Here is a 23593-nt window from a genome sequence, read left to right as displayed (position 1 = left end):
AAGACTCTCAGCGCCGATGGTACTGCAGGGGGGACCCTGTGGGAGAGTAGGACACCGCCGGACACCATTCACGATGGCCACCCAGAAATGGGTGGCCATTGCTGTTTAACCCGCAGTTCCGTGCGGCACGGCATCACCTCGGTACCACTCGAACGAAGAGCTTCTGCGCTCCGTGAGTGGTCGCAGGTTAGGGTGGTGGCGCTGCTGCGCAGAGCGGCAGCATCCCCGCTCCGAGCGGGACAACTCCACAGAGCACCATCACCCAGTACGACGACGGCAGCGCATCACCACGACAGGCGAGGAACGCATGGACGACTCAGCACCCGACCGCAACGACCGCGGATCGGACAAGCGCGACCAGCGCCCGCCGCGGGCCGGCGGATCCGATCGCTCCTCCTCCGGAGGCCAGGGGCGACGTGACGATTCCCGCCCGTCCCGCGATGGTGCTTCTCGTCCGCGCAATGACGGCGACTCGCGTCCTCGACGCGACGGTGACTCTGCTCCCCGCCGAGAGGGTGGATACGCTCCCCGCCGAGACGGTGACTCGCGTCCGCGTCGTGACAGTGACTCTGCTCCCCGCCGAGACGGCGACTCTCGGCCCCGACGCGAGGGGGATTCCAGCCCTCGTCGTGAGGGCGGTTATCAGCCCCGTCGTGACGGCGACTCCGCTCCGCGTCGCGATGGCGATTCGCGTCCGCGTCGTGATGGCGACTCTGCTCCCCGTCGTGAGGGCGGGTACCCGCCTCGTCGTGACGGTGACTCCGCTGGTCGCCGCGAAGGCGGCTACGCGCCCCGTCGTGATGGGGACTCTGGTCCCCGTCGTGAAGGCGGCTACCAGCCCCGCCGTGACGGCGACTCCGCTCCGCGGCGCGATGGCGATTCGCGTCCCCGTCGTGATGGCGACTCTGGTCCCCGTCGTGAGGGCGGCTACCCGCCTCGCCGTGATGGCGACTCCGCTGGTCGCCGCGAAGGCGGCTACGCCCCCCGTCGCGACGGCGACTCGCGCCCCCGCAGCGATGCGCGTCCGTCGCGCGACGGCGACTCCCGCGGTGGCCGCGACTCCGCACCGCGCTGGGACGACCGGCGCGGAGGCGGCGACCGCCAAGGTGGGGCCGGCCGCGGTGGGTTCCCCGGCCGTGGTGGTCCCCGCGAGGAGCCGGAGATCTCGGAGGAGGAGCGGGAGCGCCGCTCGCTGCAGTCGGTACGGCCGCGGCACGACGACCCCGAGCTCCCCGACGACGTGCAGGCGAAGGACCTCGATCGCGGCGCGCGCAATGAGCTGCGCACGCTGACGAAGGAGAACGCCGAGTGGGTGGCCATGCACCTGGTGATGGCCGGGCGCCTGCTCGAGGAGGACCCGGAGCTCGCGCACCGGCACGTCCTCTCGGCCGCGCGCCGCGCCGGGCGGATCGCGATCGTCCGCGAGTCGCTCGCGATCTCGGCGTACGCGATCGGCGACTACGCGCTCGCTCTGCGTGAGCTGCGCACCTACCGTCGCATCTCGGGCTCGGACGAGCAGGTTCCCCTGATGGTCGACAGCGAGCGCGGAGTCGGCCGTCCCGACAAGGCACTCGAGCTCGGTCGCTCGATCGACCGCACCGCGCTCAGCGCCGGCGCGCAGGTCTCGCTCGCGATCGCGATGTCCGGCGCGCGCCTGGACCTCGGGCAGACCGAGCTCGCTCTGATGGAACTCGAGATCCCCCAGCTCGAGCCGGATCGCGCGTTCTCGTACAGTCCGCCGCTGTTCGCGGCGTACGCCCTCGTCCTCGAGGAGCTGGGGCGCACCGAGGAGGCGGCGACCTGGCAGCGTCGCGCCGACATCGCCGAGCGAGCGGTCTTCGCCGCGGAGGGCGGTGGTGACGACGAGACGATCGAGGTCGTCGAGGAGGAGAGCGACGAGCTGTTCGCCGCTCCTGCCACAGCCCTCGGGCTCGACGAGGAGGCGGACGACTCCGACGACGTGGGCGTCGCGGATGACGACGCCTCCGCGGAGGACGCCGACGAGGCCGCCGTCGACCAGGCTCCCGGCCACGAGGACGTGGCGGACGTCGATCCCGCCGCGGCAGAGGTCGATGACCCCGACGACGACACCACCCCCGACGCCGACGACACCACCCCCGACGCCGACGACACTGCCGAGGAGGCCGCCGATGTTCCGCAGCGCGAAGACTGAGCCCACCCCGCTCGACGGGCGCGACGCCGTCCTCGCCGATCTCGACGGCGTCGTCTACAAGGGTGCCGACGCGATCCCCTACGCGATCGACAGCCTCAACAGCGCGGGCGAGACCCTCCGGGTCGGGTACATCACCAACAACGCCTCGCGCACCGACGTCTCCGTGGCGGGCCACCTCTCCGATCTCGGACTCGTGGTGCGCCCCGAGGACGTGGTCACCTCTCCGCAGGCCGCCGTCGTTCTGCTCGCCGACCTCGTGCCGGCCGGTGCGACCGTGCTCGTCGTCGGGGGCGAGGGGCTGACCACCGAGGTGGAGCGCGCCGGGTTCACCGTGACGCGCAGTGCGGAGGAGTCGCCGGCGGCGGTCATCCAGGGCTTCGCGCCGACCGTCGGCTGGGAGCAGCTCGCCGAGGCGTCCTTCGCCCTGCACACCGGCATCCCGTGGGTCGCGACGAACACCGACTGGACGATCCCCGTCGCCCGAGGGATCGCTCCCGGCAACGGCACCCTGGTGTCGGCCGTGCACACCGCGGTGGGGCGCCTCCCCGTCGTGGCGGGCAAGCCGGAGCGCCCGATCTTCGATGCCGCGACCGCGCGGTTCGGCTCGACGAATCCGCTCTTCCTCGGCGACCGCCTCGACACCGACATCGCGGGAGCGAACGCCGCCGAGATGGCGAGCGCCCACGTGCTCACCGGCATCGACCGGGCCAAGCAGCTGCTCGCCGCCGAGCCCAAGCTGCGGCCGCAGTACATCCTCGGCGACCTGCGCGAGCTGCACCTGCCCTATCCCGCGACGACCATCGCCAAGAACGGTACGCACTCGGTGCGCTCGGCGAAGGTGCGACTCGAGGGCGACACCGTCGTCATCGTGAGCGCGGGCGACGACGCGACCGATCTCCTCCGCGCCGCCTGCTCGGTGATCTGGAGCTCGGGCCGCGCGATCTACGGGCTCGACGTCCCGGAGTCGCTCTACAGCTGAGCGGCGGGCTCCTCCGCGGAATCCCGGCGGAGGAGCCCGTTCAGCCGGCCGGCCAGCAGCACTGCACCGAGCGCGACGACCGCGCCGTAGACGAAGATCACCTCGAACACCGGTGCCCCGCCTCCGATCAGCCCGGTGACCGTCGCCGCGAGCAGGCCGGTGAGTGCGAGCGAGACTGATCCGCCGGTCGAATCGCCGATCTGCAGCGCCGAGCTGTTGAAGCCCTCGCGACCCGGAGCCGAGAGGGCGAGAGTCAGCGTTCCCATCCGCGGGAACATCGCGCCCATGCCGCCGCCCGCGACGAACCAGCCGACTCCGGCGACGATCGGCGAGAGCGTCAGCGCGACGGTGATCACCACGATCAGGATGCCCGCGAGCAGCAGCGTCGCGCCGAGGCGCATCGCGTTTCCGTGCGAGAGCCGGGTGCCGGGGCGTCCCTGCAGATTCGAGCCGAGCGCCCACGAGAGCGCGCCGGCGGTCAGGGTCGCGCCCGAGAGCCACGGCGGAAGGCCGTACTGCTCGGTGAGCAGCAGCGGCAGGTAGACCTCGGTGCCGAAGAACGCCGCGGCGACGAGGGCGCGGAGCAGGATCGTCGACGGCAGGACGCCACGCGCCCGCAGAGTCCCGGCGGGTAGCAGCGCGCGCACCGCCACGACGACCACGAGGATCGCGCCGGCGGCGAGGAGGGTCGAGACGGCGGGAGCGATCTCGGCGCTCGTGCTCAGGACGACCACTCCCGCAGCGACGACGACCGCCCGGGCGACGCGGCCGATGGCACTGCGGTCGAACGGCCGCAGCTCCTGCGGTTCGAGCGAGCGGAGGGTCGGAGCGATCACCGCGCTCGCGAGGGCCACCAGCACCACGACTCCGAGGAACACCCAGTGCCAGCTCGCGAGCTCGGCGACGAGGCCGGCCGCGAGCGGACCGACCAGCGAGGGGACCACCCAGGCGGCCGCGAACGCGCCGAAGATCCGCGGGTGCAGCTCGGCGGGGAAGACCCGCGCGACGAGCACGTAGAGGGTGACGGTGATGCCTCCGCTGCCCAGACCCTGCAGCAGTCGCGCGGCGACGAACACCCCCATCGTCGTGGCGGTGCCCGCGGCGATCAGCCCGACCGTGAAGAGCAGGATCGCGCTGACGAGAGCCTGGGTCGGCCCGCGGCGGTCGGCGGAGGAGCCCGCGGCGACCATCCCCACCACGGCCGCCGCGAGTGTCGCGGCGAAGGCGAGCGGGTAGAGCGCGCGCCCGTCGAGATCGGCGCTGACGATCGGCATGATCGTCGTCACCGCCAGCGCCTCGAAGGCGCAGAGGAAGACGAGACTCGTGGTCCCGACGGTGGTCAGGAGGAAGGGAGCCGAGGTGATGCCGCGGCGATCGACGGAACGCACTCGATCCACACTACGCGGAGCCCTCGGCGCCGAGAGCGGCTCAGCGGAAGACGGCCCAGTCGTCCTTCGAGAGGACCGTCGCCGTGCCGCCGATCTCGACGAGCCAGCCGGCGTCATCGCGCTCGAGATAGCGGCCGTGGATGATCTCGGGCGCCCAGCCGCCGTCTCGGGACGAGACCCAGCGGACGAAGCGGACGGTGCCTCCGCGACGGAACAGCGTGCCGTTGTTGTCGCTCATGAGGACGGGTCCGGCTCGGGGACGAGATGCAGCCCGTTCCTGCTGTGGGTCGCCTCCGACAGCGCGCGGAGCCAGAGCGGATTGAGGTCGGCAGCGGCCCGCGAGTCGTACTCGTAGCGGAGAGGGATCGTCGGGTGCAGCCACAGCTCGGTGCGGCGGCCGGCGTCGTCGGTGTCGTCCCCGTCGTCGATCGTGAGCAGGAAGCCCTCGCCGCGCCGGAACCGTGCGGTGATCACGCGCTGCAGGTGCGCGAGTGCGCGGTCCTCGAACGGATGGGCGCTGGGCGGCGCACCGTAGAGGAGGCGTCCCATGCTCTGCCGTCCCTCCGCGCGATGCGAGACGGTGGATCCGCTCGCCCTGTTCGACTCTAAGGAGTGGTTGAGCGGCTCAACCATCTCGGCCTTCCCGGAGTGCGTTTGCGGGACAGGCGGGTCGATGCGCTTCGAGAGATGGTTCGATGACGGGAGCAGGTCTCCGACTCCGGCGCCTGCGTGATGCCGTGAGAGGCACGATGCCATGGACGCTCGACCCGACCTGTACGAGCTGCTCACCCGGCTGCGCTCCGCCGAACGCGCCTACGACGGCCGGGTGGAGCGCCGGCTCGGGATCGGCACCACCGATCTCGCCGCGCTCCGGCTGATCGGGATGGGCGCGGAGCGCGACGAGACCGTCCGCGCTGTCGATCTCGCGGCGGCGATCGGCATCACCACCGCGGCGGTGTCCCTCCTGGTCGACCGGCTCGTGAGAGCGGGCTACGTCGACCGCGTGCCCGACCCCTCCGACGGCCGCGGACGCATCCTGTGCCTGACGGACAGCGCGAAGACCGCGGTCGGCGCGACCGATGCGCCCACCTACGGGGCGATCCGCACGCTCGCCGACGGGATCCCGGACGCGGACGCGGTGAGGTTCGGCGCCCTGCTCGTCGGCGTCAGCCGGATCCTCGAGGCGCAGCCTCGGTGACGCTCAGCGCGTGAGGCGCTCGATCAGCTCGCGGTAGCGCGCGGCGGTGCGCTCGACGATCTCGCCGGGGAGCACCGGAGGCGTGCCCTGGCCGTCCCACTCGCTGCTCGAGAGCCAGTCGCGCACGATCTGCTTGTCGAACGACTCGCCGCGGCGACCCGCCTCGTACGCCTCGGCGTCCCAGTAGCGCGACGAGTCGCTGGTGAGCACCTCGTCGCCGAGAGTGACGACTCCCGACGCCGGCTCGATGCCGAACTCGAACTTGGTGTCGGCGAGGATCACGCCGCGCGCGAGGGCGATCGCCGCCGCCTCCTCGTAGACGCTCAGCGAGAGGGTGCGCAGCGCCTCCGCCGCGTCGACGCCGACGATCTCGACGGTGCGCTCGAAGGTGATGTTCTCGTCGTGCTCGCCCTGCGGAGCCTTCCAGGCCGGCGTGTAGATCGGCTCGGGGAGGCGGTCGCCGTCCTGCAGGCCCTCGGGGAGCGCGACGCCGCAGACGGAGCCGGTCGAGCGGTACTCCTTCCAGCCGCTGCCCGACAGGTAGCCGCGCACGACGCACTCGATCGGGAACATGTCGAGCGTCTTCACCAGCATCGCCCGGCCGCGCACCGCCTCGGGGACGCTCCCCGGCAGCAGGTGGTTCGGCACATCCGCGAGCTGCGCGAACCACCAGAGCGACAGCTCGGTCAGCAGCTCGCCCTTCCCGGGGATGCCCGGTTCGAGGATGCTGTCGAACGCGCTGACGCGGTCGCTCGCGACCACCAGCATGCGGTCGGCGCCGAGCACGGGGTCGGCGTCGTCGGGCGTGTAGAGGTCGCGGACCTTGCCGGAGTAGGCGTGCTGCCAGCCGGGCAGGGGCGTCTCGGAGTCGAAGGCGGGGGAGTCGTCGCGGGTCACCCGGCCATTGTCCCTGGTTCGCCGTGCGCGCGTGCGGCGGCTGCCGCGAGCTGTCAAGCACGCGCGGTGGTCGCCCCGACGCGCCTAGCGTCGAAGCATGACTTCCGAGACCCCGAACGACCAGAACACCGCGAAAGACCAGTACACCTTCGAGGACCCGTCGAAGATGTTCGCCGACATCGACACCGAGGCCCAGTACCAGGAGGGTGCCGGTCTCGATTCGAAGATGAACGACCGCGCCGACCGCGGCGAGGACACCTACCGCGGCTCCGGCCGCCTCGCCGGCCGCAAGGCGCTCGTCACCGGAGGCGACTCCGGCATCGGCGCCGCCGTCGCCATCGCCTACGCCCGCGAGGGTGCCGACGTCGCCATCGTCTACCTCCCCGAGGAGGAGTCGGACGCGAAGCAGATCGTCGCCCTGATCGAGGAGGCCGGCCGCACCGCCGTCGCCATCCCCGGCGACCTCACCGACCACGACTTCACCGTCGGCGCCGTCGCGAAGGCCGTCGAGGGCCTCGGCGGCCTCGACATCGTCGTCAACAACGCGGGCAAGCAGCAGTTCGTCGAAGACCTGCTCGAGCTCTCGGACGAGCAGTTCGACGAGACCTTCAAGACCAACGTCTACGCGATGTTCTGGCTGATCAAGGCCGCACTGCCGCACCTGGCGCCGGGCTCCGCGATCATCAGCACCTCGTCGATCCAGGCCTACACGCCGTCGCCGACGCTCGTCGACTACGCCTCGACCAAGGCGACGATCAACACCTTCTCGAAGGCGCTCTCGCAGCAGCTCGCCCCCAAGGGCATCCGCGTGAACGTCGTCGCACCGGGCCCGATCTGGACCCCGCTGCAGACCGCGGGCGGCCAGCCGCCCGAGTCGCTGCCCGAGGTCGGCTCGCAGACGCCGCTCGGCCGCTGGGGTCAGCCCTCCGAGCTCGCCTCGGCGTACGTGTTCCTCGCGTCTCCCGAGTCGAGCTACGTGATCGGCGAGACGCTGCACGTCAACGGCGGGATGCCCACGCCGTAACACTCGGCGACTCAGCGAACCCCGGCAGAGCGCGGAGGCCCGGATATCCGGTCGCTTCCGCACTCTGCCGGGGTTCTCGCATTTAGTTGTCGTAACAATGGGTCCGGAGATTCCGATCTGCGAAAGGCTTTCCCCATGACCGATTCCCTGCCGATCCTCGACCTGTCCCGCCTCGACCAGGGGGAGGAGGAGGCCGCCGCCTTCCGCCGCGACCTCCGAGAGACCACCCATGACGTGGGCTTCTTCTACCTCGTCGGCCACGGAGTGCCGCAGGATCTGCTCGACGACGTCGTCGCCGTCTCGCGCCGGTTCTTCGAGCTGCCGGAGGCGGACAAGCTCGCGATCGAGAACACGCTCAGCCCGCAGTTCCGCGGCTACACGCGCTTCGGCGCCGAGCTGACCAACGGCGACATCGACTACCGCGAGCAGGTCGACATCGGGATCGACCGCGAGGTCGTCGAGCAGGGCCCGGACGTCCCCGACTACCAGCGCCTCGAGGGCCCGAACCTGTGGCCCGAGGCGCTCCCGGAGTTCCGCACGCTGTTCGAGCGCTGGCACGCCGAGCTCGCCACGGTCGCGATCCGTCTGCTGCGCACCTGGGCCGTCGCGCTCGACGCCCCCGCCGACGTGTTCGACGAGGCGTTCGCCGCGAAGCCGTTCTCGCTGGTGAAGGTCGTCCGCTACCCGGGAACCTCCGACCCCGAGCCCAAGCAGGGCGTCGGCGCCCACCGCGACGGCGGCGTGCTGACGCTGCTCCTCGTCGAGGAGGGCAAGGGCGGCCTGCAGGTCGAGCACGAGGGCCAGTGGATCGAGGCGCCTGCGATGCCCGGCGCATTCGTGGTCAACATCGGCGAGATGCTCGAGCTCGCGACCGGCGGGTACCTCAAGGCGACGCTGCACCGCGTGATCTCGCCGCTGATCGGGACCGATCGCATCTCGATCCCGTTCTTCTTCAACCCCTCGCTCGACTCGACGATGCCCTCGCTGCCCCTGCCCGAGGAGCTCAAGTCGGGCCTCTCGGTCGACCCGACCAACAGCCCGATCCTCGAGACCTACGGCGAGAACGCGCTGCGCTACCGCCTCCGCGCACACCCGAACGTCGCCGAGGTGCACCACGCCGACCTCCTGGCGCCGACGAGCTGATCGGCTCCGCGAGTCTCCGCTCCGGGCGCTTCACCGAGGGTGTCGTGTGCCGAAGAGGCATCTCGCGCACAACGACACTCGCGCACAACGACAGGGGCCCCCGCCTTCCGCAGTGAGCGGAGGACGGGGGCCCCTGTCGTGCGGGCGGCTCAGCAGGTGGCCGCCGCGTAGGGCACCGTCGCAGTGAACGCCGGCTGGTCGACCGCCGATCCGGTCACGGTCACGGAGCCGGCCGGGGTCGACCTCAGGCGCGTGGTGAACGCGGCCGAGGCCGAGGACCCGGGGGCGACCGAGGCGAACGACTTCGAGCCGTAGGCCGACTCGACGGTGACGACCGCCGCCGCGGTGTCGTTGTTCTTGACGGTCACCGAGAGGATGACCTTCCCGGCGACGCAGCGGGTCGAGACCGCGGGGGCGAGCTCGAGCGTGTCCAGCGACACGGCGGCCGAGGCCGACGTGTTCACCAGCTTGTCCGCGTAGCCGTTGTAGGTCGCGGTGACGCCGCCGACTCCGGCCGGGACGGTGGCGCTCGCCGTGCCGCCCGCGAGCGGAACGGTACTCGACCAGGTGCCGCCGGCGAATGTGACGGTTCCGGCGACCTCGCCCTTGTCGGCGGCGGCGACCTTCGCGGTCACGGTGCGGCCGGTCGCGGTGAGGCTGGTCGTGGAGTCGACTGCGGCGATCCCCGTCCAGTTCTTCATCGCGGTCAGGACCGTCTGCGGCACGCTCACGAACGCTCCGTGGCGGGGGCTGGCCGGGAGGCCGCCCTTGGTCGAGACGTTCCAGTCGGCCGACTTCGACAGGCGCGCGCTCTGAGAGCTCGCCGCGATCGCCGCACCACTGGTGACGAAGGCCTTGTAGCCTCCGCTGCCGTAGTTGTCGACGAGGAACGCGTAGCCGTCGCCGGTCGCCGTGGTGTCGTTGGGGTCGCCCGCGTTCAGCTTGATGATCTCGGGGCCCTCACCGGCCTGCCCGGTCTCGAGCGAGGTCATGTTCGTGTCGGTGAGCTGCCACGTGGTGCTCGGGTCGGCGCTCCAGTTCGACGAGGTCGTCGGCGCGGTCAGCACCGTCGACTTCTCGAGGAAGATGTCCTTGCCCGCCTCCAGGGTGCCGGCGGCGCCGCCCTCCTCGTTCTTGGTGAAGCGGTAGTAGTAGTCGCCGATCTTGGTGATCGTCGAGTCGATCCGCGCGTACCCCGTGTCCTGCCAGGTGGCCGGCGGGTACGTGAAGGTGCGGAAGTCACGGGTGATCACCGAGAAGACGCGGGAGTAGAGCTTGTCGCTGTTCGTCTTCGTCGCGTCGGAGTAGAGGCGCGAGGAGAAGAAGACGACGTACGACTGCAGAGCGTCGTCCCAGTACGCCTCCGGTGCCCAGGTCATGCCGGCGGCCGGCTGGTTGACGGTGATGCCGGTGTCGACGCCGTTGGTGCGGGTCCACTTCACCAGGTCGACCGACTCCCAGACCTCGATCTTGAGGCTGCCCTTCGACTGGGCGTCGCCCCAGCCGGTGCCGCACGAGATGCAGAGGTCGGTGGCGACCATGTAGTACTTGTCGCCGTTGTGCGAGCGGAGGATGAACGGGTCGCGCAGACCCTTCGTGTCGGTGGTCGAGGTGATCACGGCCTGGCCGTTGTTGACCGGCGAGAAGGTGAAGAAGTCGTTGCCCGACGTCGCCGCCTGGTAGATCTTCTCGTCGCCGTCGGACTTGAAGTACGCCGAGGCGTAGCCCGCGTCGGGTGCCGTACGGCCGAGCTCGGCGACCGTGAGGGTGAAGACCCGCGACTCCGAGACTCCGTTGAGCGTGGCGTTCGCGGTCAGGGTGACCGTCTTGTCGCCCGAGCCGTAGGCCGGCCGGGTGACGACTCCGCCGCCCCGGTAGGGATCGGCTGCGCCGACCGCCGGAGCGGTGTAGCCGGCGTTCGTGGGGGTGACGAGCGCCGGGTCGGAGGAGGTCCACGTGATGGCGGTGCCGTTCCTGGCGCCCTTCACCACGAGGGGCAGGTTCTCGGTGGTGCGGCTCGCGAGGGCGAGGGCGTCGAGGTCGTCGTTGATCGTCGGAGCGAGCACGATCACGTCGAAGGTCAGCGTGGTGCCGAGGCTCGTGGTCGCGGTGAGGGTGACCGGGGTGTCCTGCGCGATCGAGCGCGAGACGGCTCCGGTGCCCGACACGACCGACGAGTTCGACGACGACCACGCCAGCGTCACGCCGCTGCTGGTCGCGGGGAGCGTGAGGTTCGACGAGACCTTGTCGAGCGAGGGGTTGCCGGCGAGCAGCACGGGGAGGACGTCGGAGCGCAGCAGCGCCGAGGTCGCGGTGGACTTGGCGGCGGCGGTCGGCATGCTCGAGGTGACCTGGTCGGCGGTGAGCGCGGTGTCCCAGAACTTGACGTCGGTGACGTCTCCGGTGAAGAGCGCGTCGCCGTTGTAGAGGGAGCGGCCGAGGTAGCCGAGCGTCGATCCGGTCGGGATGATGCTCGCCATCGACTTCGCCGCCGTGACGGTCGAGATCTGCGTGCCGTCGCGGTAGAGGGTCAGCGTGGTGCTGCTGCCGGTGCCCGAGCCGACGAGCGTCAGGGTGGTGAAGCCGGGGTTGAGCCCGCCGCCGGCGGGCAGGCGGGTCTCGCCGTTGCCGCTGTCCTTCACGCGGATGCCCGAGAGGACCTGGTTGCTGTAGCCGCCCTCCGAGCTGCGCGGGTTCACGAAGACGTGGTTGCCGAGCTGCGTGGTGTTCCAGTTGCCGACTCCATCGCCGATGACCCAGCCGAACTGGTTGGCCGCGGTCTGCGTCTTGACCGTGTACTCGACGGCGAACGAGTTGTCGGTGCCGGTCACGAGGCCCTGGGGGAGCGCGGCGTAGCCGTTGTTCGCGAAGCGGGCGACCTGGTCGCCGCCCGCGTCCGCGAAGGAGGCGTCGGTGAGGCCGGTCAGGGTGGCGTTGCGTCCATTGCCCGAGATGTCGAGCAGGGCCGAGCCCGCGTGCGACATGTCGTAGTGCGCGGTGGGCGCGGGGACGTCGACCGCCTGGGCGCTCACGGGGACGAGGGCGCCTCCGAGAGCGACGCTCGTGCACGCGAGCGCGGAGAGGAAGAGGGATCGTGCGCGGCGCCTGGGCGCGGCGGCAGGGGGCTCCGGGGAGCGTCGTCTCATCGTCGAGACCTTTCCGGTCGGGGAGGTGCTGTGCCGTCGGGGAACGTGGAGGCGGCTGGTGTTCACGTTAACATGCGCGCAGTGGCGGGGGCTAGCGGCAAAGCGGGCGTCAGACCCCGATGATCTGCAGCACCGTCGAGACGATGCCGCAGGCGACGCCGATCCCGGTCAGGAGCAGGCCGACCAGCTTCAGGACGCGGAACGCCTCGCTCCGGCGGTGCAGGCGGATCCGCGCCGGCTCGTCCTCGCGGTAGTAGACGGTCCGGCGGTCGGAATCGCCGCGCGGAGCGAGCGGGTCGTCGGTGCGCAGCGGCCGCGAGCCGACCTCGCCGGCGTCGCTGATCCAGTGCAGCGCGCGCGGCGGGCCGTCCTCGAGGTACGCGGTGGTGCTGATCCAGCGCCCGTCGGCGGCCAGGGCGATCAGGCTCGCGCCGAGCACGAGGAGGCCGAGGGGGATGCCGACGAGGGAGAGGACCTCGAGGATCGTCGCCAGCATTCAGAGCTCCCGTCGCAGGCTTCGAGGGTAGCGGCCCCGAGGGAGCGGCGGCTCAGGGGTGCAGCCGCCCTCGGAGGATCGCGTCGAGAGCAGTGTCGATCGTCGCGAGCGGCCGCGTGAGCGTGTCGGCGCTCGCAGCTGGCAGTCTGGCCGCCAGACCAGTGGGGAGCGCGCGTGAGCGACGACGGGATGGCCGAGTTCGGGTACCGGCAGTCGCTGACCCGCGGGATCGGACGGTTCGGGAGCTTCGCGGCCGGAGTCAGCTACATCTCGATCCTGACCGGCACGTTCCAGCTCTTCGGCTTCGGGTTCGGCTTCGGCGGCCCCGCCTACTGGTGGTCGTGGCCGATGGTGTTCGTCGGCCAGCTGGCGGTGGCGCTCTGCTTCGCCGAGCTCGCAGCGCGGTACCCGGTGGCCGGCTCGGTCTACAACTGGAGCAAGCGCGTGGCCGGCCCGACGGTCAGCTGGCTCGCGGGCTGGATGATGGCCACCGCCTCCGTCGTCACGCTCGCCGCCGTGGTGCTCGCCTACCAGGTGACGCTCCCGCAGATCTGGAGCGGGTTCCAGCTCGTCGGCGACGGGACGGGCGCGAGCGCCGGCGTCAGCGCGGTGATCTGGGGCGCGATCCTCGTGACGTTCACGACGGTGGTCAACGCCTTCGGGGTCAGGCTGATGGCGCGGATCAACAGCGCGGGCGTGCTGATCGAGCTGATCGCGGCCGTGCTGCTCGTGATCCTGCTGGCGGTGAACGTCGTGAACCCGCCGAGCGTGCTGGTCGAGATCCCGAGCGCCGAGCCCGGAGGCTACGCGGGAGCCTTCCTGATCGCCGCGGTCGCCTCCGCCTACGTGATGTACGGCTTCGACACCGCCGGTTCGCTCGGCGAGGAGACGATCGATCCGCGGCGCACAGCCCCGACCGCGATCCTGCGCGCCGTGGTCGCGTCGTTCGTGATCGGCGGGCTGATCCTCCTCTTCGGGATCCTCGCCGCGCCCGACCTGTCCGACCCTGCGCTCGCGACCGGCGGGCTGCAGCTGATCGTGCTCCAGGTGCTGGGCGGTCCGCTCGGCCGGGTGCTGCTGGTCTGCGTCGTCGTCGCGATCACCGTCTGCGCGCTGGCCGTGCACACGGCGGGCATCCGGATGGTCTTCGCCATGGCCCGGGACAACGCGCTGCCCGGGAGCGCCCACCTCGCTCGCATCGACTCCCGGCACGGCACCCCGGTGCTGCCCGCCGTGGTCATCGGAGTGCTCGCCGTGCTGATCCTGGCGGTGAACATCGGCACTCCCGAGATCTTCACGGCGGTGACGAGCGTGGCCGTGATCATGATCTACGTCGCCTACCTCCTGGTCACGGTGCCGCTGCTGCTGAAGCGGCTGCGCGGGCAGTGGTCTCCCTCCTCCGCGGGCTACTTCTCACTCGGGCGGCTCGGGCTGCCGGTGAACGTCGTCGCAGTGCTCTGGGGAGCGGCGATGGCCGTGAACCTCGCCTGGCCGCGCGTCGAGGTGTACGGCGACGGACCGCTCCGGTTCATCGCCTTCGCGGTGATCGGCGTCGTGGTGGCGGCGGGGCTGGGCTGGTTCGGGGTGCGCGGTCGCCACCGCGTGGGGACGCTGCCGGAGCACGCTCGGGTCGAGTGAGCCCGGTCGGGTCCCCCACTCCCGAGTGACCGAAGTCAGTAGTCGGTGTCGAAGTCGAGGCTGGGGCCCTGCTGATCCTGATCGCCTGCCTGCGGTCGCGACAGCTGCAGGCGCGCGGTCTTGTCGCGCATCGAGGCGACCGCCTCGTCGTCCTCGAGATCGACTCCCCGGTCGAGAGCGGGTGCCGCGAAGATCTGGCTGGCGGGGCCGAGCAGCAGCCTGACCTCGCCGCGCAGGCCCTCGTCGGACATCGAGGGGACGCTCACGAGGTCCGACTTGCCGACATCGGCCAGCGCTCTCGCGTACTCGAGCACTGCGGTACAGATGGCGTCTCCGACGAGGACGAAGCCGCTCGCGTAGTAGATCTTCTGCATACTCCGATCCTCGGAAAGCCGGTCCCCGCCCGGCAAGGGGCTTGCCCGCCGGGCCTCGTCGGTGGCAGTCGAGTGAGCCGGCACGGGCCTCTTCAGGACCGGTCGCCAGGCGCTAGCGTGTTCGAGCGCGTCCGGTCGTGCGGTCCGGTCCGCTCCGAGCGAGCCGCGGTGAGGGAGGCTGGAGTGCGAGACCGCCCCGCTCTGTCGACGTCGGCGCTCCTCGTGCACGCGACGCTGATCCAGGCCGTCGCGTTCCTGCTGCGCCCGGCCGCGGTCTACCAGGCGATCCAGCTCGACGTGCCGGCCTTCGCGCTCGGGGCCCTCGGCGCCTCGTTCGCGGTGGTGCCGCTGCTGATCGCGCTGCCCGTCGGCGGGCTGGTCGACCGGGTCGGTGCGCGGGTGGTGATGGCGTGCGGGTCGGCCGTGACGGTCGCCTCCGCTGCCGTGCTGCTGCTCGCGGGAGGTACGATCGCCGGGCTGCTCGTCGGCATCGCCCTGCTCGGGGCGGGCCACCTGGGCTGCGTCGTCGGCCAGCAGGCGGTGGTCGCGGGAGGCGCGGCGGGCACGCGCCTCGACAGCCGGTTCGGCTACTACACGTTCGCCGCGTCGCTCGGGCAGGCGATCGGTCCGGCGTTCATCCCGCTCTTCGCGGGCGGCGCGGTGCGGCCGGACGCGGCGCCGCTGTTCGTCGTCGGCGGGGTGCTGGCGGTGGCGCTGCTCGCGGTGACGGCCGTGATCCGGTCGGCGCCGCGGAGGGTCGCGGAGGCTCCCTCCGAGGGCTCGACGCTGAGCCTGCTGCGGATGCCCGGCCTCGCCCGGGCGCTGACGACCAGCGCGATCGTGGTGGCCGCCGTCGACCTGACCGTCGTCTACCTCCCGGCCCTCGGCGCGGAGCGCGGGCTGCCCGCCGGCGTCGTCGGGGCGCTGCTGACGGTGCGGGCGCTCGCCTCGATGGCGTCGCGCCTCCTGCTCGGAGTGGTCACCGCGCGTCTCGGTCGCACCCGCGTGATGGTCGCGGGGATCGTCGTCTCGGCCGTCTGCCTGGTGCTGGTCGCTCTGCCGGCGCCGACGGTGCTGCTGTTCATCGCCGTCGCCCTGATGGGACTCGGACTCGGCATCGGCCAGCCGATCACGATGTCGTGGCTGATCGAGCGGACCCCGGCCGACCGGCACGGCCGCGCGCTGTCGCTCCGACTCGCGGGCAACCGCCTCGGCCTCATCGCGCTGCCGTCGCTGCTCGGCGTGATCGCTGCGGCGGCGGGTGCCGGCGGGGTGCTCATCGGGACGGGCGTGGTGGTCGGCTCGACGCTGGTGCTGCTGCGCGGGGTGCGGCTGGACTGAGGCCCGGGCGCGGTCAGGCGCGTCTCCTGAGGATCAGGCGGGCGCCCACCGGCTGGTGAACTGCTCGATCCGATCGACGTGGTCGGCGAGAAGGCCGTGGTCGGGGTCGGTCCTGATCAGGAGGGTCGGAGGCGTCATCGACTCCGCCCACAGGAACGCGTCCCTGCCCAGCACGTCGTCGATCCAGACGATGCAGGTCGGGCGCTCGTCCGCGTCGATCCGCTCGATCCACCTCGCCACCGACTGCAGCTTCGGGGTCTCCCCGGGGAATCCCTCCTGAGCGGGGAGGCGGTCGACGAGGGTGACGCGCTCGAAGCGGGCCCCACTGCCGACGGAGTCCGACATCGCTGTCGTCACGTCGAGGTGAGCGGTCGAAGCCCAGGCGACGCGCCCGAGCTCAGTGATCCTCTCGAGGTGCTGCAGGCGATCCGGAGTCAGCCGAGCAGTGAACCTCTGCTCGACCAGGTCCAGCGCGACGACCGGATCGAGCACCCCGTCGACATCGACGAGGATCAGCGCCGTCACCGCTCCTCGCTGAGGCGGAGGAGATCGGACGGCGGTGGCCCGTCGGATCCCCGATCATCGAAGGCGGCGCGCCCGGTGACCAGGAGGCTTCCCTCCGTCGCGTCGGTCGTGCCGATCCGGATCGTGGCGGTCGCGCCGATCGTCCACTCCCCGCTGCGGACGACACCCTCGAGGCGGACGAGGTCGTTCGGACCCCAGGTGGCGTCGACGAGCCGGACGCGCAGGATCACCCGTCTGGTCACGTCATCACCGCGGTGCGTGCCGACCAGCATGATGTCCTGCCCTGGCTCGGGTACCGGACGGCCCTCGACCGGCGTCGCCAGGATCAGGGGCGCGGCCGAGAACTCGGGCCGCGTCGGCTCGAGCCCGGACCTCGGGGAGTAGAGCCACGCCTCGGGCCCGGGATCGACAGGGACGGAGATACGGCCGGAGAGCGGCTCGCAGTCGGCGTCGAGGCCGCGCATCTCCGGATAGGTCAGCTCGAGGACCGTCACCGGCAGGCGGTCCAGGGAGGTCCCCCTCCTCAGCACGGTGCCCTCGAAGTGCGACGCGGGCACGGGCGCTCCGGAGTGCTCCGATGTGAGGCGGTACCCCGACAGCTCCGCGTCGGCCCTCGCCACCGGTCGGCCGAAACGGCCCTCATCGCCACTCGGAGACGCGAGAGCACCCCAGACGATCACCCGGTGCCGAGGGGCGGTCCGGGCGGGCGCATCGCTGTCGGCCATGTCCGCGTCCTCTCGGGCCATCCGTGACCAGGGGCCGTGCCGCACCATCCGATCGATGCGAGCGTAGGGGGTCGCAACCCGGCGCACCAGAGAGGAACCACCCGGTCGGACGCGCGGAACCCCTCATGCCGGTCCTCCGTCTCGCGTCGTCCCGGCGACCTGCTCCGCACGCACCTCCGCCGCCGACTTGTCGGCGCGCCAGCCGCGCCAGACGCTGTGGCGCAGGGTGCCGGAGGCGGTGCGCTCGCGGTAGCGGACCTCGCCGACGAGGACGGGGGCGACCCAGCGGACGCCGCGCGACTCCTCCGGGGGCACCGAGACGGCGGGCTCGTCGGTCGCGTGCTCGGCGAGGCGGTCGACGAGGCCGCGCCGCTCGCGGTCGCTGAAGCCGGTGCCGACGCGGCCCGAGTACTCGAGGCGGCCGTCGGCGGCGGGGATCGCCGTGAGCAGCGAGCCGACCGAGCCCTGCAGTCCGCCCTCGCCGAGGCGCCAGCCGACGATCACGACCTCCTGCACGCGGTGGTGGGTCAGCTTGATCCAGTCGCGGGAGCGGCTGCCCGCCTGGTACGGCGAGGAGCGGCGCTTGGCGACGACTCCCTCCAGGCCCAGCGCGAGGCTGGTCGCCATCGCCTCGTCGAGGTCGCCGTCGAACACCGCGGGGACGTGCACGCGCTCGTTCTCGACCACGACGTCCACGAGGGCGGCGCGACGGTCGTCGTACGCGACTCCGGTGACCGGTGAGCCGGCGAGCTCGAGCACGTCGAAGACCATCAGGTGCACCGGAGTCGCTCGCACCGCGGCCTCGATCTCGCGCGGCTTCGTCAGACCGCCCCGCGTCTGCAGCAGGCCGAAGTCGGGGCGTCCGCGGGCGTCGAGCGCGACGATCTCGCCGTCGAGCACCGCGTCTCCGCAGGCCTCGGCGATCGGCGCGAGCAGATCGGGGAAAGCGGGCGTCAGATCGTTGCCGTTGCGGCTGGTCAGGGTGACGACGCCCTCATCGACGCGCACCAGGGCACGGTAGCCGTCCCACTTCATCTCGATGGCGGAGTCGGGCGCGATCTCGCCGGGGCGGCCCGCGGTCGCCAGCATGGGGCGGAGGTCCACGGTCGTCCGGGGCTCCGGGGTTCGCGCCGGTGCCTTGCGAGTCGCTGTGGCGACTCCGCGGCCCTGAGGCGCGTGCTTGCCGGGACCGCCCGTCATCAGGTGCAGCAGCCAGTTCTTCTCGTCGCCCCTGCCGCCCTTCGCCCCCGTGTGCAGGAGCGCGTACCGCCGCGGCTCGCCACCGAGCCCGCCGTCGGGCCGGCCGGTCAGCACCGCGATCACCTCCTCGCCCTCGCGCCACTTCTCGAGCGAGTAGGTGCCCTCGTCCCAGATCCGCACCTCGCCGCCGCCGTACTCCTTCGCCGGGATCGTGCCCTCGAAGGTCGCGTACTCGAGCGGATGATCCTCCGTCTGCACCGCGAGCCGGTTGGGGTCGCCCTCGAGCGGCGGCCCCTTGGGCACGGCCCAGCTCACGAGCACGCCGTCGTGCTCGAGGCGGAAGTCGTAGTGCAGCCGGCGTGCGTGGTGCTCATGGATCACGAACGTGTCGCCGGAGGAGGAGATCCCCGCGCCGGGGTCGGGCACGGGCTCGGGGGTCTTGGACGCGTCGCGCATGCTCCGGTAGGCGGCGAGGCGGTCGGCGGAGGCGTCGGTCGCCGCGAACCCGGCGAGCCGCTGGGGAGTCGGCTCGAGACCCGCCCCGCGCGCAGCCAGCACCGGGCGCAGCAGATCCCCGTCGGAGCGCAGCCGATCGACGACCTCGTCGGGCGCGAGGTGCCGCAGATCCGCTGCCCCGATCTCCTCCCACGTGCGCGGAGCGGCGACGCGCGGCAGGAGGCGCCCGCGCAGCGAGTACGGCGCGATCGTCGTCTTCGCGGCGCTGTTCTGGCTCCAGTCGACGAGGACCTTGCCGTCGCGCAGCGTCTTCTTCATGTCGGACACCACGAGATCGCGGTGGTCGGCCTCGAGCACCTTCGCGAGCTCGTGGGCGACGGAGGAGATCTGGTCGCTCGAGGCGGACGCGTCGAGTGGGCAGTAGAGGTGGATGCCCTTGCTGCCGCTCGTCACGGGGAACGGCTCGAGTCCCATCCCCTCGAGCAGGTCGCGGGCGAGGAACGCGACCTCGGCGCACTCGGCGAGCCCCGCACCCTCGCCCGGGTCGAGGTCGAGCACCAGGCGGTCGGGCGGCCGGCGCTCGCCGTCGGACCCGACCCGCCACTGCGGCACGTGCAGCTCGAGCGCGGCCTGCTGGGCGAGCCAGGTCAGGCCGGCCACGTCGTCGACGAGCGGGTACTCGACGTCGCGCGACGAGTGCGTCAGCCGCGTCCGACTGATCCAGTAGGGCGCGGAGGAGGGCAGGTTCTTCTCGAAGAAGACCTCGCCGGGGTGCTCGGCCGTGCCCACTCCGTCGACCCAGCGCTTGCGGGTCACCGGGCGCCGGGCGAGGTGCGGCAGCATCGCGGAGGCGACCGAGGCGTAGTACGCGAGGACGTCGGCCTTGGTGAATCCCGCCTCCGGGTAGACGAGCTTGTCGAGGTTGGTCAGCCGGAGGCGCCGCCCACCCACCGAGACGAGCTGCTGCGGGGAGGGGGCCATGGCTCCATGGTGGCGCCGCGAGGCCGCCCGCGGGAGGGAGTTGTGCCGAGACGACGGGATCGGTGACAGGGAGAGCCTGTGGAGGACTCGCGGCGCGCTCCCTGCTCAGGTGGATAGCCTGGCGATCCCGTCTCTGAAGGAGATCACGTGTCGATCACCGACATCCCGCTCACCACGATCGACGGCACCCCGTCGACGCTCGCCGACTACGCGCCGGTGAAGCTCATCGTCAACGTCGCCTCCCGCTGCGGTCTCGCTCCGCAGTACGAGAAGCTCGAGGCCCTGCAGAAGGCCTACGCCGACCGCGGATTCACGGTGCTCGGCTTCCCGAGCAACCAGTTCCTGCAGGAGCTGAGCGACGAGGACCGCATCAAGGAGTACTGCTCGACCACGTGGGGCGTGACGTTCCCGATGTTCGAGAAGGTCAAGGTCAACGGGCGTTCGGCCCACCCGCTCTACGCGGAGCTGACGAAGACCGAGGACGACAGCGGCAAGGCCGGCCGGGTGAAGTGGAACTTCGAGAAGTTCCTCGTCACCGCCGACGGCACCGTGCACCGCTTCCGCCCCACGGTCGAGCCCGACGACCCGCGGATCGTCGGCCTGATCGAGCAGTCGCTGACCACCCAGGACTAGCGCGCGCGCAATCCCGCCGCCGCGCGCGCGGCAGCCGGCTCGACCCCTTCGGGGCAGACGATGTCCGACACCTCGAACGGTGTCGCGCGCGTGAACGGGATCATCTCGATCCCGTCGACGTGGCGCAGCAGCACCGAGGCCCCGGTGCCGTCGCGGAGGCTCCGGCGCACCTGACGCAGGAAGATCCCGGCCATCTCGAGCTCCACGGTGAAGGTGCGGCCGCTCACGTCGATCCGGCAGCCGAGGACCGGCTGACTCGAGGTGGAGGCCGAGTCGGGCACACGACGGGCCTCGGTCGGCTCCTTCGTCACGCCGGAGACCGGCTCCTGGGTGGTGCTGAAGGCAGGCCGGTCGTTCGTTCGCGCGGTCTCGGTCATCATCGTCTCCGTCCGTCGTCGCGCCCGGCGGAGCACCGCCGGTCGCTGAGGACGACGCTACGACGCGACCCTGAGACGGGGGGGTGGGCTTGACGAGCGCGGGTCTGAGAGGCAAGCGCCGCGGGCTCAGGAACCCTGCCGCTGCTCCTCCGGCTCGGGGAGGACGGTGAGCTCGCCGTGCATGCTGGCGACGCTGAGCATCTGCTCGATCCAGGCGCGGTTGAGCCGGGGCTGGTGCGCCTCGGCGAAGCGGAAGTGCAGGGGCACGGAGGGGTGCAGCCAGACCGAGCTGCGGCCGTGACCCGTGGAGGCGTCCTCCGACCAGGAGAGCGAGAAGGCCTCGTTGCGCCGGAGCTTCGAGAGCACGGCGACCTTGAGGTGCGCGAGGACGCGCTCCTCGAACTCGATCTCGAGGTTCTGCGGTCCGTAGGTGAGCGTGGCCATGTGCCCCCTTCGGGCGTTCGGACCGCCCCTGGCGGACGGCCTCCCGGGGACGGTATCCGCTCGCCGCTCGCGAGGCGAACCAGCGCCCAGACACGCCGCGCACCCATTGACAGGTCGCGGCACTCGGTTTAGCGGAGGTCGCCCTACCCTGCCAGCCGGACCGGGTACCCTCCTGGAGTCCGTGCCGATCGACGAAAGCGAAGTGCTGTGAAGACGAGGGTCATCTTCTACCTCATCGGAGGCGTGCTGATCCTCGGCGCGGGCATCTCCTCCGCCGTGACCGACGGCGCGACCGTTCCCGACGTCATCACCATCGCGTGCGGCGTGCTGATCCTGGCGCTCGCCGGCTGGCAGTACAGCCGCTCGCACGGCTCCGACTCGGCGGACGGACCGCCGAAGCTCTAGCTCCCCTTCAGAGCGTCGCGGAGGCTCACCCGCGATCCCATCCGCAGCAGCGAGTTGGTGTAGATCCGGCTCGCGACGGCCATCACGGCCGCGGTCGCGACGACCAGGAGCGCGAGCGAGACCAGCGGCTCCCACCACTCCGCCTCGCCGAAGAACAGGCGGACGGGCATCGCGACGGGGGCGCTGAACGGGACGTACGACAGGATCGTCATGATCAGCGCGTTGTCGCCGAAGAACACGACTCCGAAGTACGGGACCATCACGAGCATCATCGCGGGGGTCATCACCGAGCCCGTGTCCTCCTGCCGCGACACCAGCGCGGCACCGGCGGCGAAGACGCTCGCCACCAGGACGAAGCCGAAGACGAAGAACACGACGAACCAGATCAGCGGAGCCGACAGCAGATCGAGCAGCTGCGTCTGACCGGTGATCGCCAGCCCGAGCGCCGACGCGGCGGCGATGGCGGCGGCGGTGCCGACTCCGATCACCGAGTTGCCGAGGATCTTGCCGGCCAGCAGTGCTCGCGCGGGGACGGCCGCGAGCAGGATCTCGACGATGCGCGACTGCTTCTCCTGGACGGTGTTCTGCATGATCGTCGCGCCCGAGCCGATCACGGCGAGCATGAAGACCAGCCCGAACGCCAGGCCGATCAGGGTCCGCAGGCCCGAGGGAGTCTGGGCGGGATCGAGGAGCTCGACCGCGGGGCTGACCGAGAGTGCCGAGACCAGGCCGTCCGGAGCCTCGTCGAGGGCGAGGAGCGAGAATCCGATCGCGGAGTCGTCGGGGACGAGTGCCGCATCGACAGATCCGGAGCGGACCAGCTCCTCGGCCTCTCCCCGGGTCGTCACCTCGGTGACGTCGAGGGTGTCGGCGTCGGCGACCGCGGCGGGCACCGACCCGACGACCGCCACGGGGGTCGCGTCGACCGCCCGGTTGCCGAGAACGCTCGAGAGGACGATCCCGCCGATGACCAGGGCGAGCGTGATCACGGTCGAGATGATGAAGGCCTTCGACCGGACCTGCGAGAGGATCTCGCGCTCGGCGACCAGGAGGGTCGCGCTCCAGGTGCCGAGTCGCATGTCCGCCGTGCTGCTGTTCGTGCTCATGAGGCCACCGCCACCTTCTCCTCGGCGCCCGCGGGCGCGTTCACCACGATGTCGCGGAAGATCTCGCCGAGCGTCGGCCGCACCGGCCGGAACGACGTGACGGTCCCGCGCTCGACGGCCGCGCGGAGGACGACGTCCGCCGCCGCCGCGTCCGCGTGGAACAGCACGCTCGTCCCGGCGAGCTCCTCGACACGGACGCCCGGGACGCCGCGGACCCAGCCCGCGTCGCCTGTCATCTCGAGCGACCACCTGTCGCCCGAGTGCTGCTCGCGCAGCGCCTCCCGCGAGCCCGCCGCCTTCACCGTGCCGCCGGCGATGATCACGAGGTCGTCGCACAGGCGCTCCACCACGTCGAGCTGGTGGGAGGAGAACAGCACCGGGATGCCCCGCGCCGCGTGCTCGGCGATCACGGCGACGACCTCGTCGACGGCGAGCGGATCGAGCCCCGAGAAGGGCTCGTCCATGATCAGCACGTCGGGGTCGTGCACGAGCGACGCCGCCACCTGCACGCGCTGCTGGTTGCCGAGCGACAGCGCCTCGAGCTTGTCGCGCCGGCGCTCGATCAGACCGAGGCGCTCGAGCAGATCGTCGGCGCGCTGGACGGCCGTCGCCTTGTCGATGCCGTGCAGCCGCGCGAGGTAGGCCAGCTGCTCGCCGATCTCCATCTTCGGGTAGAGCCCCCGCTCCTCGGGCATGTAGCCGAAGCCGTGCAGCGCGGCCTGGCCCACGGGGGCGCCGTCGAGCATCACGGTTCCGGAGTCGGGCCGGAGGACCCCCAGGATCATCCGCATCGTCGTGGTCTTGCCGGCGCCGTTGCCTCCGACGAAGCCGGTGAGGCGCCCCCGCCCGACGTCGAAGCTGACGTCGTCGACGGCGCGATGGCTGCCGAAGCTCCTGCTGATGTTCTGCACGCTGAGCATGCGACCTCCTCGAGTGGATGCCTC

General features: G+C 71.5%; 24 protein-coding genes. 10 read left to right on the top strand and 14 right to left on the bottom strand.

Annotated elements, in window-relative coordinates; all coding sequences use genetic code 11:
• Nucleotides 1-461: 461 nt before the first annotated feature.
• From ASG06_RS20310 to ASG06_RS17230, 3 genes are read left to right on the top strand one after another with little or no spacing between them, the layout of a single operon-like run.
• On the top strand, nt 462-1292 hold the full coding sequence (locus ASG06_RS20310; RefSeq protein ID WP_162239034.1) for a hypothetical protein: 831 nt from the start codon (nt 462-464) through the stop codon (nt 1290-1292).
• Complete coding sequence (locus tag ASG06_RS17235; RefSeq protein WP_197409450.1) at nt 1241-2173, top strand: hypothetical protein; 933 nt, start codon at nt 1241-1243, stop codon at nt 2171-2173. The genes ASG06_RS20310 and ASG06_RS17235 overlap by 52 nt, the downstream gene beginning before the upstream one ends.
• Nucleotides 2151-3152: an HAD-IIA family hydrolase gene (locus tag ASG06_RS17230; RefSeq protein ID WP_056044885.1), complete on the top strand. Its 1002-nt coding sequence runs from the start codon at nt 2151-2153 to the stop codon at nt 3150-3152. The genes ASG06_RS17235 and ASG06_RS17230 overlap by 23 nt, the downstream gene beginning before the upstream one ends.
• On the opposite strand, the gene ASG06_RS17225 is transcribed toward ASG06_RS17230, so the two are convergent.
• From ASG06_RS17225 to ASG06_RS17215, 3 genes are read right to left on the bottom strand one after another with little or no spacing between them, the layout of a single operon-like run.
• Entirely contained in the window at nt 3143-4540 is a 1398-nt protein-coding gene (locus ASG06_RS17225; RefSeq protein WP_231727811.1) for an MFS transporter, read from the bottom strand. The genes ASG06_RS17230 and ASG06_RS17225 overlap by 10 nt on opposite strands.
• Nucleotides 4541-4580: 40 nt before the next feature.
• Entirely contained in the window at nt 4581-4778 is a 198-nt protein-coding gene (locus ASG06_RS17220) for a hypothetical protein (protein ID WP_056044873.1), read from the bottom strand.
• Nucleotides 4775-5089, bottom strand: a complete 315-nt coding sequence (locus ASG06_RS17215; protein WP_056044871.1) for a DUF7882 family protein — start codon at nt 5087-5089, stop codon at nt 4775-4777. The genes ASG06_RS17220 and ASG06_RS17215 overlap by 4 nt, the downstream gene beginning before the upstream one ends.
• Before the next feature lie 205 nt (nt 5090-5294).
• Between ASG06_RS17215 and ASG06_RS17205 the strand changes: the two genes are divergently transcribed.
• Nucleotides 5295-5738, top strand: coding sequence for a MarR family winged helix-turn-helix transcriptional regulator (locus tag ASG06_RS17205; protein WP_056044867.1), 444 nt, complete (start codon nt 5295-5297; stop codon nt 5736-5738).
• Between the two features lie 3 nt (nt 5739-5741).
• On the opposite strand, the gene ASG06_RS17200 is transcribed toward ASG06_RS17205, so the two are convergent.
• On the bottom strand, nt 5742-6635 hold the full coding sequence (locus ASG06_RS17200) for a phosphoribosylaminoimidazolesuccinocarboxamide synthase (protein WP_056044865.1): 894 nt from the start codon (nt 6633-6635) through the stop codon (nt 5742-5744).
• 97 nt (nt 6636-6732) lie between these two features.
• On the opposite strand from ASG06_RS17200, the gene ASG06_RS17195 reads away from it, so the two are divergent.
• Nucleotides 6733-7659: an SDR family oxidoreductase gene (locus tag ASG06_RS17195; RefSeq protein ID WP_056044863.1), complete on the top strand. Its 927-nt coding sequence runs from the start codon at nt 6733-6735 to the stop codon at nt 7657-7659.
• A 135-nt stretch (nt 7660-7794) separates the two neighbouring features.
• Nucleotides 7795-8802, top strand: coding sequence for an isopenicillin N synthase family dioxygenase (locus ASG06_RS17190; protein ID WP_056044860.1), 1008 nt, complete (start codon nt 7795-7797; stop codon nt 8800-8802).
• Between the two features lie 149 nt (nt 8803-8951).
• Here ASG06_RS17190 and ASG06_RS17185 read toward each other — a convergent pair whose 3' ends face one another.
• Both ASG06_RS17185 and ASG06_RS17180 read right to left on the bottom strand, forming a co-directional pair.
• Complete coding sequence (locus tag ASG06_RS17185) at nt 8952-11948, bottom strand: immunoglobulin-like domain-containing protein (RefSeq protein WP_056044858.1); 2997 nt, start codon at nt 11946-11948, stop codon at nt 8952-8954.
• 109 nt (nt 11949-12057) lie between these two features.
• Nucleotides 12058-12444, bottom strand: coding sequence for a hypothetical protein (locus ASG06_RS17180; RefSeq protein WP_056044856.1), 387 nt, complete (start codon nt 12442-12444; stop codon nt 12058-12060).
• 174 nt (nt 12445-12618) lie between these two features.
• Here ASG06_RS17180 and ASG06_RS17175 point away from each other — a divergent pair, with 174 nt between their 5' ends.
• Nucleotides 12619-14082 carry an APC family permease gene (locus ASG06_RS17175; RefSeq protein WP_327205500.1) on the top strand — a complete coding sequence of 488 codons (1464 nt, stop codon included), beginning with the start codon at nt 12619-12621 and terminating at the stop codon, nt 14080-14082.
• 35 nt (nt 14083-14117) lie between these two features.
• On the opposite strand, the gene ASG06_RS17170 is transcribed toward ASG06_RS17175, so the two are convergent.
• Nucleotides 14118-14456 carry a hypothetical protein gene (locus ASG06_RS17170; protein ID WP_056044852.1) on the bottom strand — a complete coding sequence of 113 codons (339 nt, stop codon included), beginning with the start codon at nt 14454-14456 and terminating at the stop codon, nt 14118-14120.
• Between the two features lie 183 nt (nt 14457-14639).
• Between ASG06_RS17170 and ASG06_RS17165 the strand changes: the two genes are divergently transcribed.
• The gene (locus ASG06_RS17165; protein WP_056044905.1) at nt 14640-15797 is read left to right on the top strand and encodes an MFS transporter; all 1158 of its coding nucleotides are present in this window, start codon (nt 14640-14642) and stop codon (nt 15795-15797) included.
• Nucleotides 15798-15830: 33 nt separating this feature from the next.
• Here the strand turns inward: ASG06_RS17165 and ASG06_RS17160 are convergent, their stop codons facing one another.
• The 3 genes from ASG06_RS17160 to ASG06_RS17150 form a co-directional block, all read right to left on the bottom strand.
• Nucleotides 15831-16322 carry an HAD domain-containing protein gene (locus ASG06_RS17160; RefSeq protein ID WP_056044850.1) on the bottom strand — a complete coding sequence of 164 codons (492 nt, stop codon included), beginning with the start codon at nt 16320-16322 and terminating at the stop codon, nt 15831-15833.
• Nucleotides 16319-17047, bottom strand: a complete 729-nt coding sequence (locus ASG06_RS17155; RefSeq protein ID WP_056074170.1) for a hypothetical protein — start codon at nt 17045-17047, stop codon at nt 16319-16321. Before ASG06_RS17155 ends, ASG06_RS17160 begins: the two co-directional genes overlap by 4 nt.
• Nucleotides 17048-17170: 123 nt before the next feature.
• Entirely contained in the window at nt 17171-19684 is a 2514-nt protein-coding gene (locus tag ASG06_RS17150; RefSeq protein WP_056044847.1) for an ATP-dependent DNA ligase, read from the bottom strand.
• A gap of 147 nt (nt 19685-19831) precedes the next feature.
• On the opposite strand from ASG06_RS17150, the gene ASG06_RS17145 reads away from it, so the two are divergent.
• Nucleotides 19832-20317: a glutathione peroxidase gene (locus tag ASG06_RS17145; protein WP_056044844.1), complete on the top strand. Its 486-nt coding sequence runs from the start codon at nt 19832-19834 to the stop codon at nt 20315-20317.
• Here ASG06_RS17145 and ASG06_RS17140 read toward each other — a convergent pair.
• Both ASG06_RS17140 and ASG06_RS17135 read right to left on the bottom strand, forming a co-directional pair.
• On the bottom strand, nt 20314-20694 hold the full coding sequence (locus tag ASG06_RS17140) for a hypothetical protein (protein WP_056044843.1): 381 nt from the start codon (nt 20692-20694) through the stop codon (nt 20314-20316). The genes ASG06_RS17145 and ASG06_RS17140 overlap by 4 nt on opposite strands.
• A 126-nt stretch (nt 20695-20820) precedes the next feature.
• A complete protein-coding gene (locus tag ASG06_RS17135; protein WP_056044841.1) occupies nt 20821-21138 on the bottom strand; it encodes a DUF7882 family protein in 318 nt (105 codons plus the stop codon).
• Nucleotides 21139-21345: 207 nt separating this feature from the next.
• On the opposite strand from ASG06_RS17135, the gene ASG06_RS17130 reads away from it, so the two are divergent.
• The gene (locus ASG06_RS17130) at nt 21346-21543 is read left to right on the top strand and encodes a hypothetical protein (RefSeq protein ID WP_056044838.1); all 198 of its coding nucleotides are present in this window, start codon (nt 21346-21348) and stop codon (nt 21541-21543) included.
• On the opposite strand, the gene ASG06_RS17125 is transcribed toward ASG06_RS17130, so the two are convergent.
• Nucleotides 21540-22649: an ABC transporter permease gene (locus ASG06_RS17125; RefSeq protein WP_056044837.1), complete on the bottom strand. Its 1110-nt coding sequence runs from the start codon at nt 22647-22649 to the stop codon at nt 21540-21542. The genes ASG06_RS17130 and ASG06_RS17125 overlap by 4 nt on opposite strands.
• Nucleotides 22646-23569, bottom strand: a complete 924-nt coding sequence (locus ASG06_RS17120) for an ABC transporter ATP-binding protein (RefSeq protein WP_056044835.1) — start codon at nt 23567-23569, stop codon at nt 22646-22648. The genes ASG06_RS17125 and ASG06_RS17120 overlap by 4 nt, the downstream gene beginning before the upstream one ends.
• Nucleotides 23570-23593: the final 24 nt, after the last annotated feature.

This window comes from Rathayibacter sp. Leaf185 (assembly GCF_001423885.1).
In the GTDB taxonomy this organism is placed as follows: Bacteria; Actinomycetota; Actinomycetes; order Actinomycetales; family Microbacteriaceae; genus Rathayibacter.
The sequence above is the reverse complement of the archived record's forward strand: the minus strand, read 5'-3'. Positions and strand labels throughout refer to the sequence as shown.

What these genes read in the sequence shown, in the direction of transcription:
- ASG06_RS17140 (WP_056044843.1), bottom strand. Translation starts at nt 20,694, where the DNA reads ATGACCGAGACCGCGCGAACGAACGACCGGCCTGCCTTCAGCACCACC.
- ASG06_RS17135 (WP_056044841.1), bottom strand. Translation starts at nt 21,138, where the DNA reads ATGGCCACGCTCACCTACGGACCGCAGAACCTCGAGATCGAGTTCGAG.
- ASG06_RS17205 (WP_056044867.1), top strand. Translation starts at nt 5,295, where the DNA reads ATGGACGCTCGACCCGACCTGTACGAGCTGCTCACCCGGCTGCGCTCC.
- ASG06_RS17195 (WP_056044863.1), top strand. Translation starts at nt 6,733, where the DNA reads ATGACTTCCGAGACCCCGAACGACCAGAACACCGCGAAAGACCAGTAC.
- ASG06_RS17180 (WP_056044856.1), bottom strand. Translation starts at nt 12,444, where the DNA reads ATGCTGGCGACGATCCTCGAGGTCCTCTCCCTCGTCGGCATCCCCCTC.
- ASG06_RS17185 (WP_056044858.1), bottom strand. Translation starts at nt 11,948, where the DNA reads ATGAGACGACGCTCCCCGGAGCCCCCTGCCGCCGCGCCCAGGCGCCGC.
- ASG06_RS17125 (WP_056044837.1), bottom strand. Translation starts at nt 22,649, where the DNA reads ATGAGCACGAACAGCAGCACGGCGGACATGCGACTCGGCACCTGGAGC.
- ASG06_RS17220 (WP_056044873.1), bottom strand. Translation starts at nt 4,778, where the DNA reads ATGAGCGACAACAACGGCACGCTGTTCCGTCGCGGAGGCACCGTCCGC.
- ASG06_RS17170 (WP_056044852.1), bottom strand. Translation starts at nt 14,456, where the DNA reads ATGCAGAAGATCTACTACGCGAGCGGCTTCGTCCTCGTCGGAGACGCC.
- ASG06_RS17215 (WP_056044871.1), bottom strand. Translation starts at nt 5,089, where the DNA reads ATGGGACGCCTCCTCTACGGTGCGCCGCCCAGCGCCCATCCGTTCGAG.
- ASG06_RS17155 (WP_056074170.1), bottom strand. Translation starts at nt 17,047, where the DNA reads ATGGCCGACAGCGATGCGCCCGCCCGGACCGCCCCTCGGCACCGGGTG.
- ASG06_RS17190 (WP_056044860.1), top strand. Translation starts at nt 7,795, where the DNA reads ATGACCGATTCCCTGCCGATCCTCGACCTGTCCCGCCTCGACCAGGGG.
- ASG06_RS17150 (WP_056044847.1), bottom strand. Translation starts at nt 19,684, where the DNA reads ATGGCCCCCTCCCCGCAGCAGCTCGTCTCGGTGGGTGGGCGGCGCCTC.
- ASG06_RS17230 (WP_056044885.1), top strand. Translation starts at nt 2,151, where the DNA reads ATGTTCCGCAGCGCGAAGACTGAGCCCACCCCGCTCGACGGGCGCGAC.
- ASG06_RS20310 (WP_162239034.1), top strand. Translation starts at nt 462, where the DNA reads ATGACGGCGACTCGCGTCCTCGACGCGACGGTGACTCTGCTCCCCGCC.
- ASG06_RS17120 (WP_056044835.1), bottom strand. Translation starts at nt 23,569, where the DNA reads ATGCTCAGCGTGCAGAACATCAGCAGGAGCTTCGGCAGCCATCGCGCC.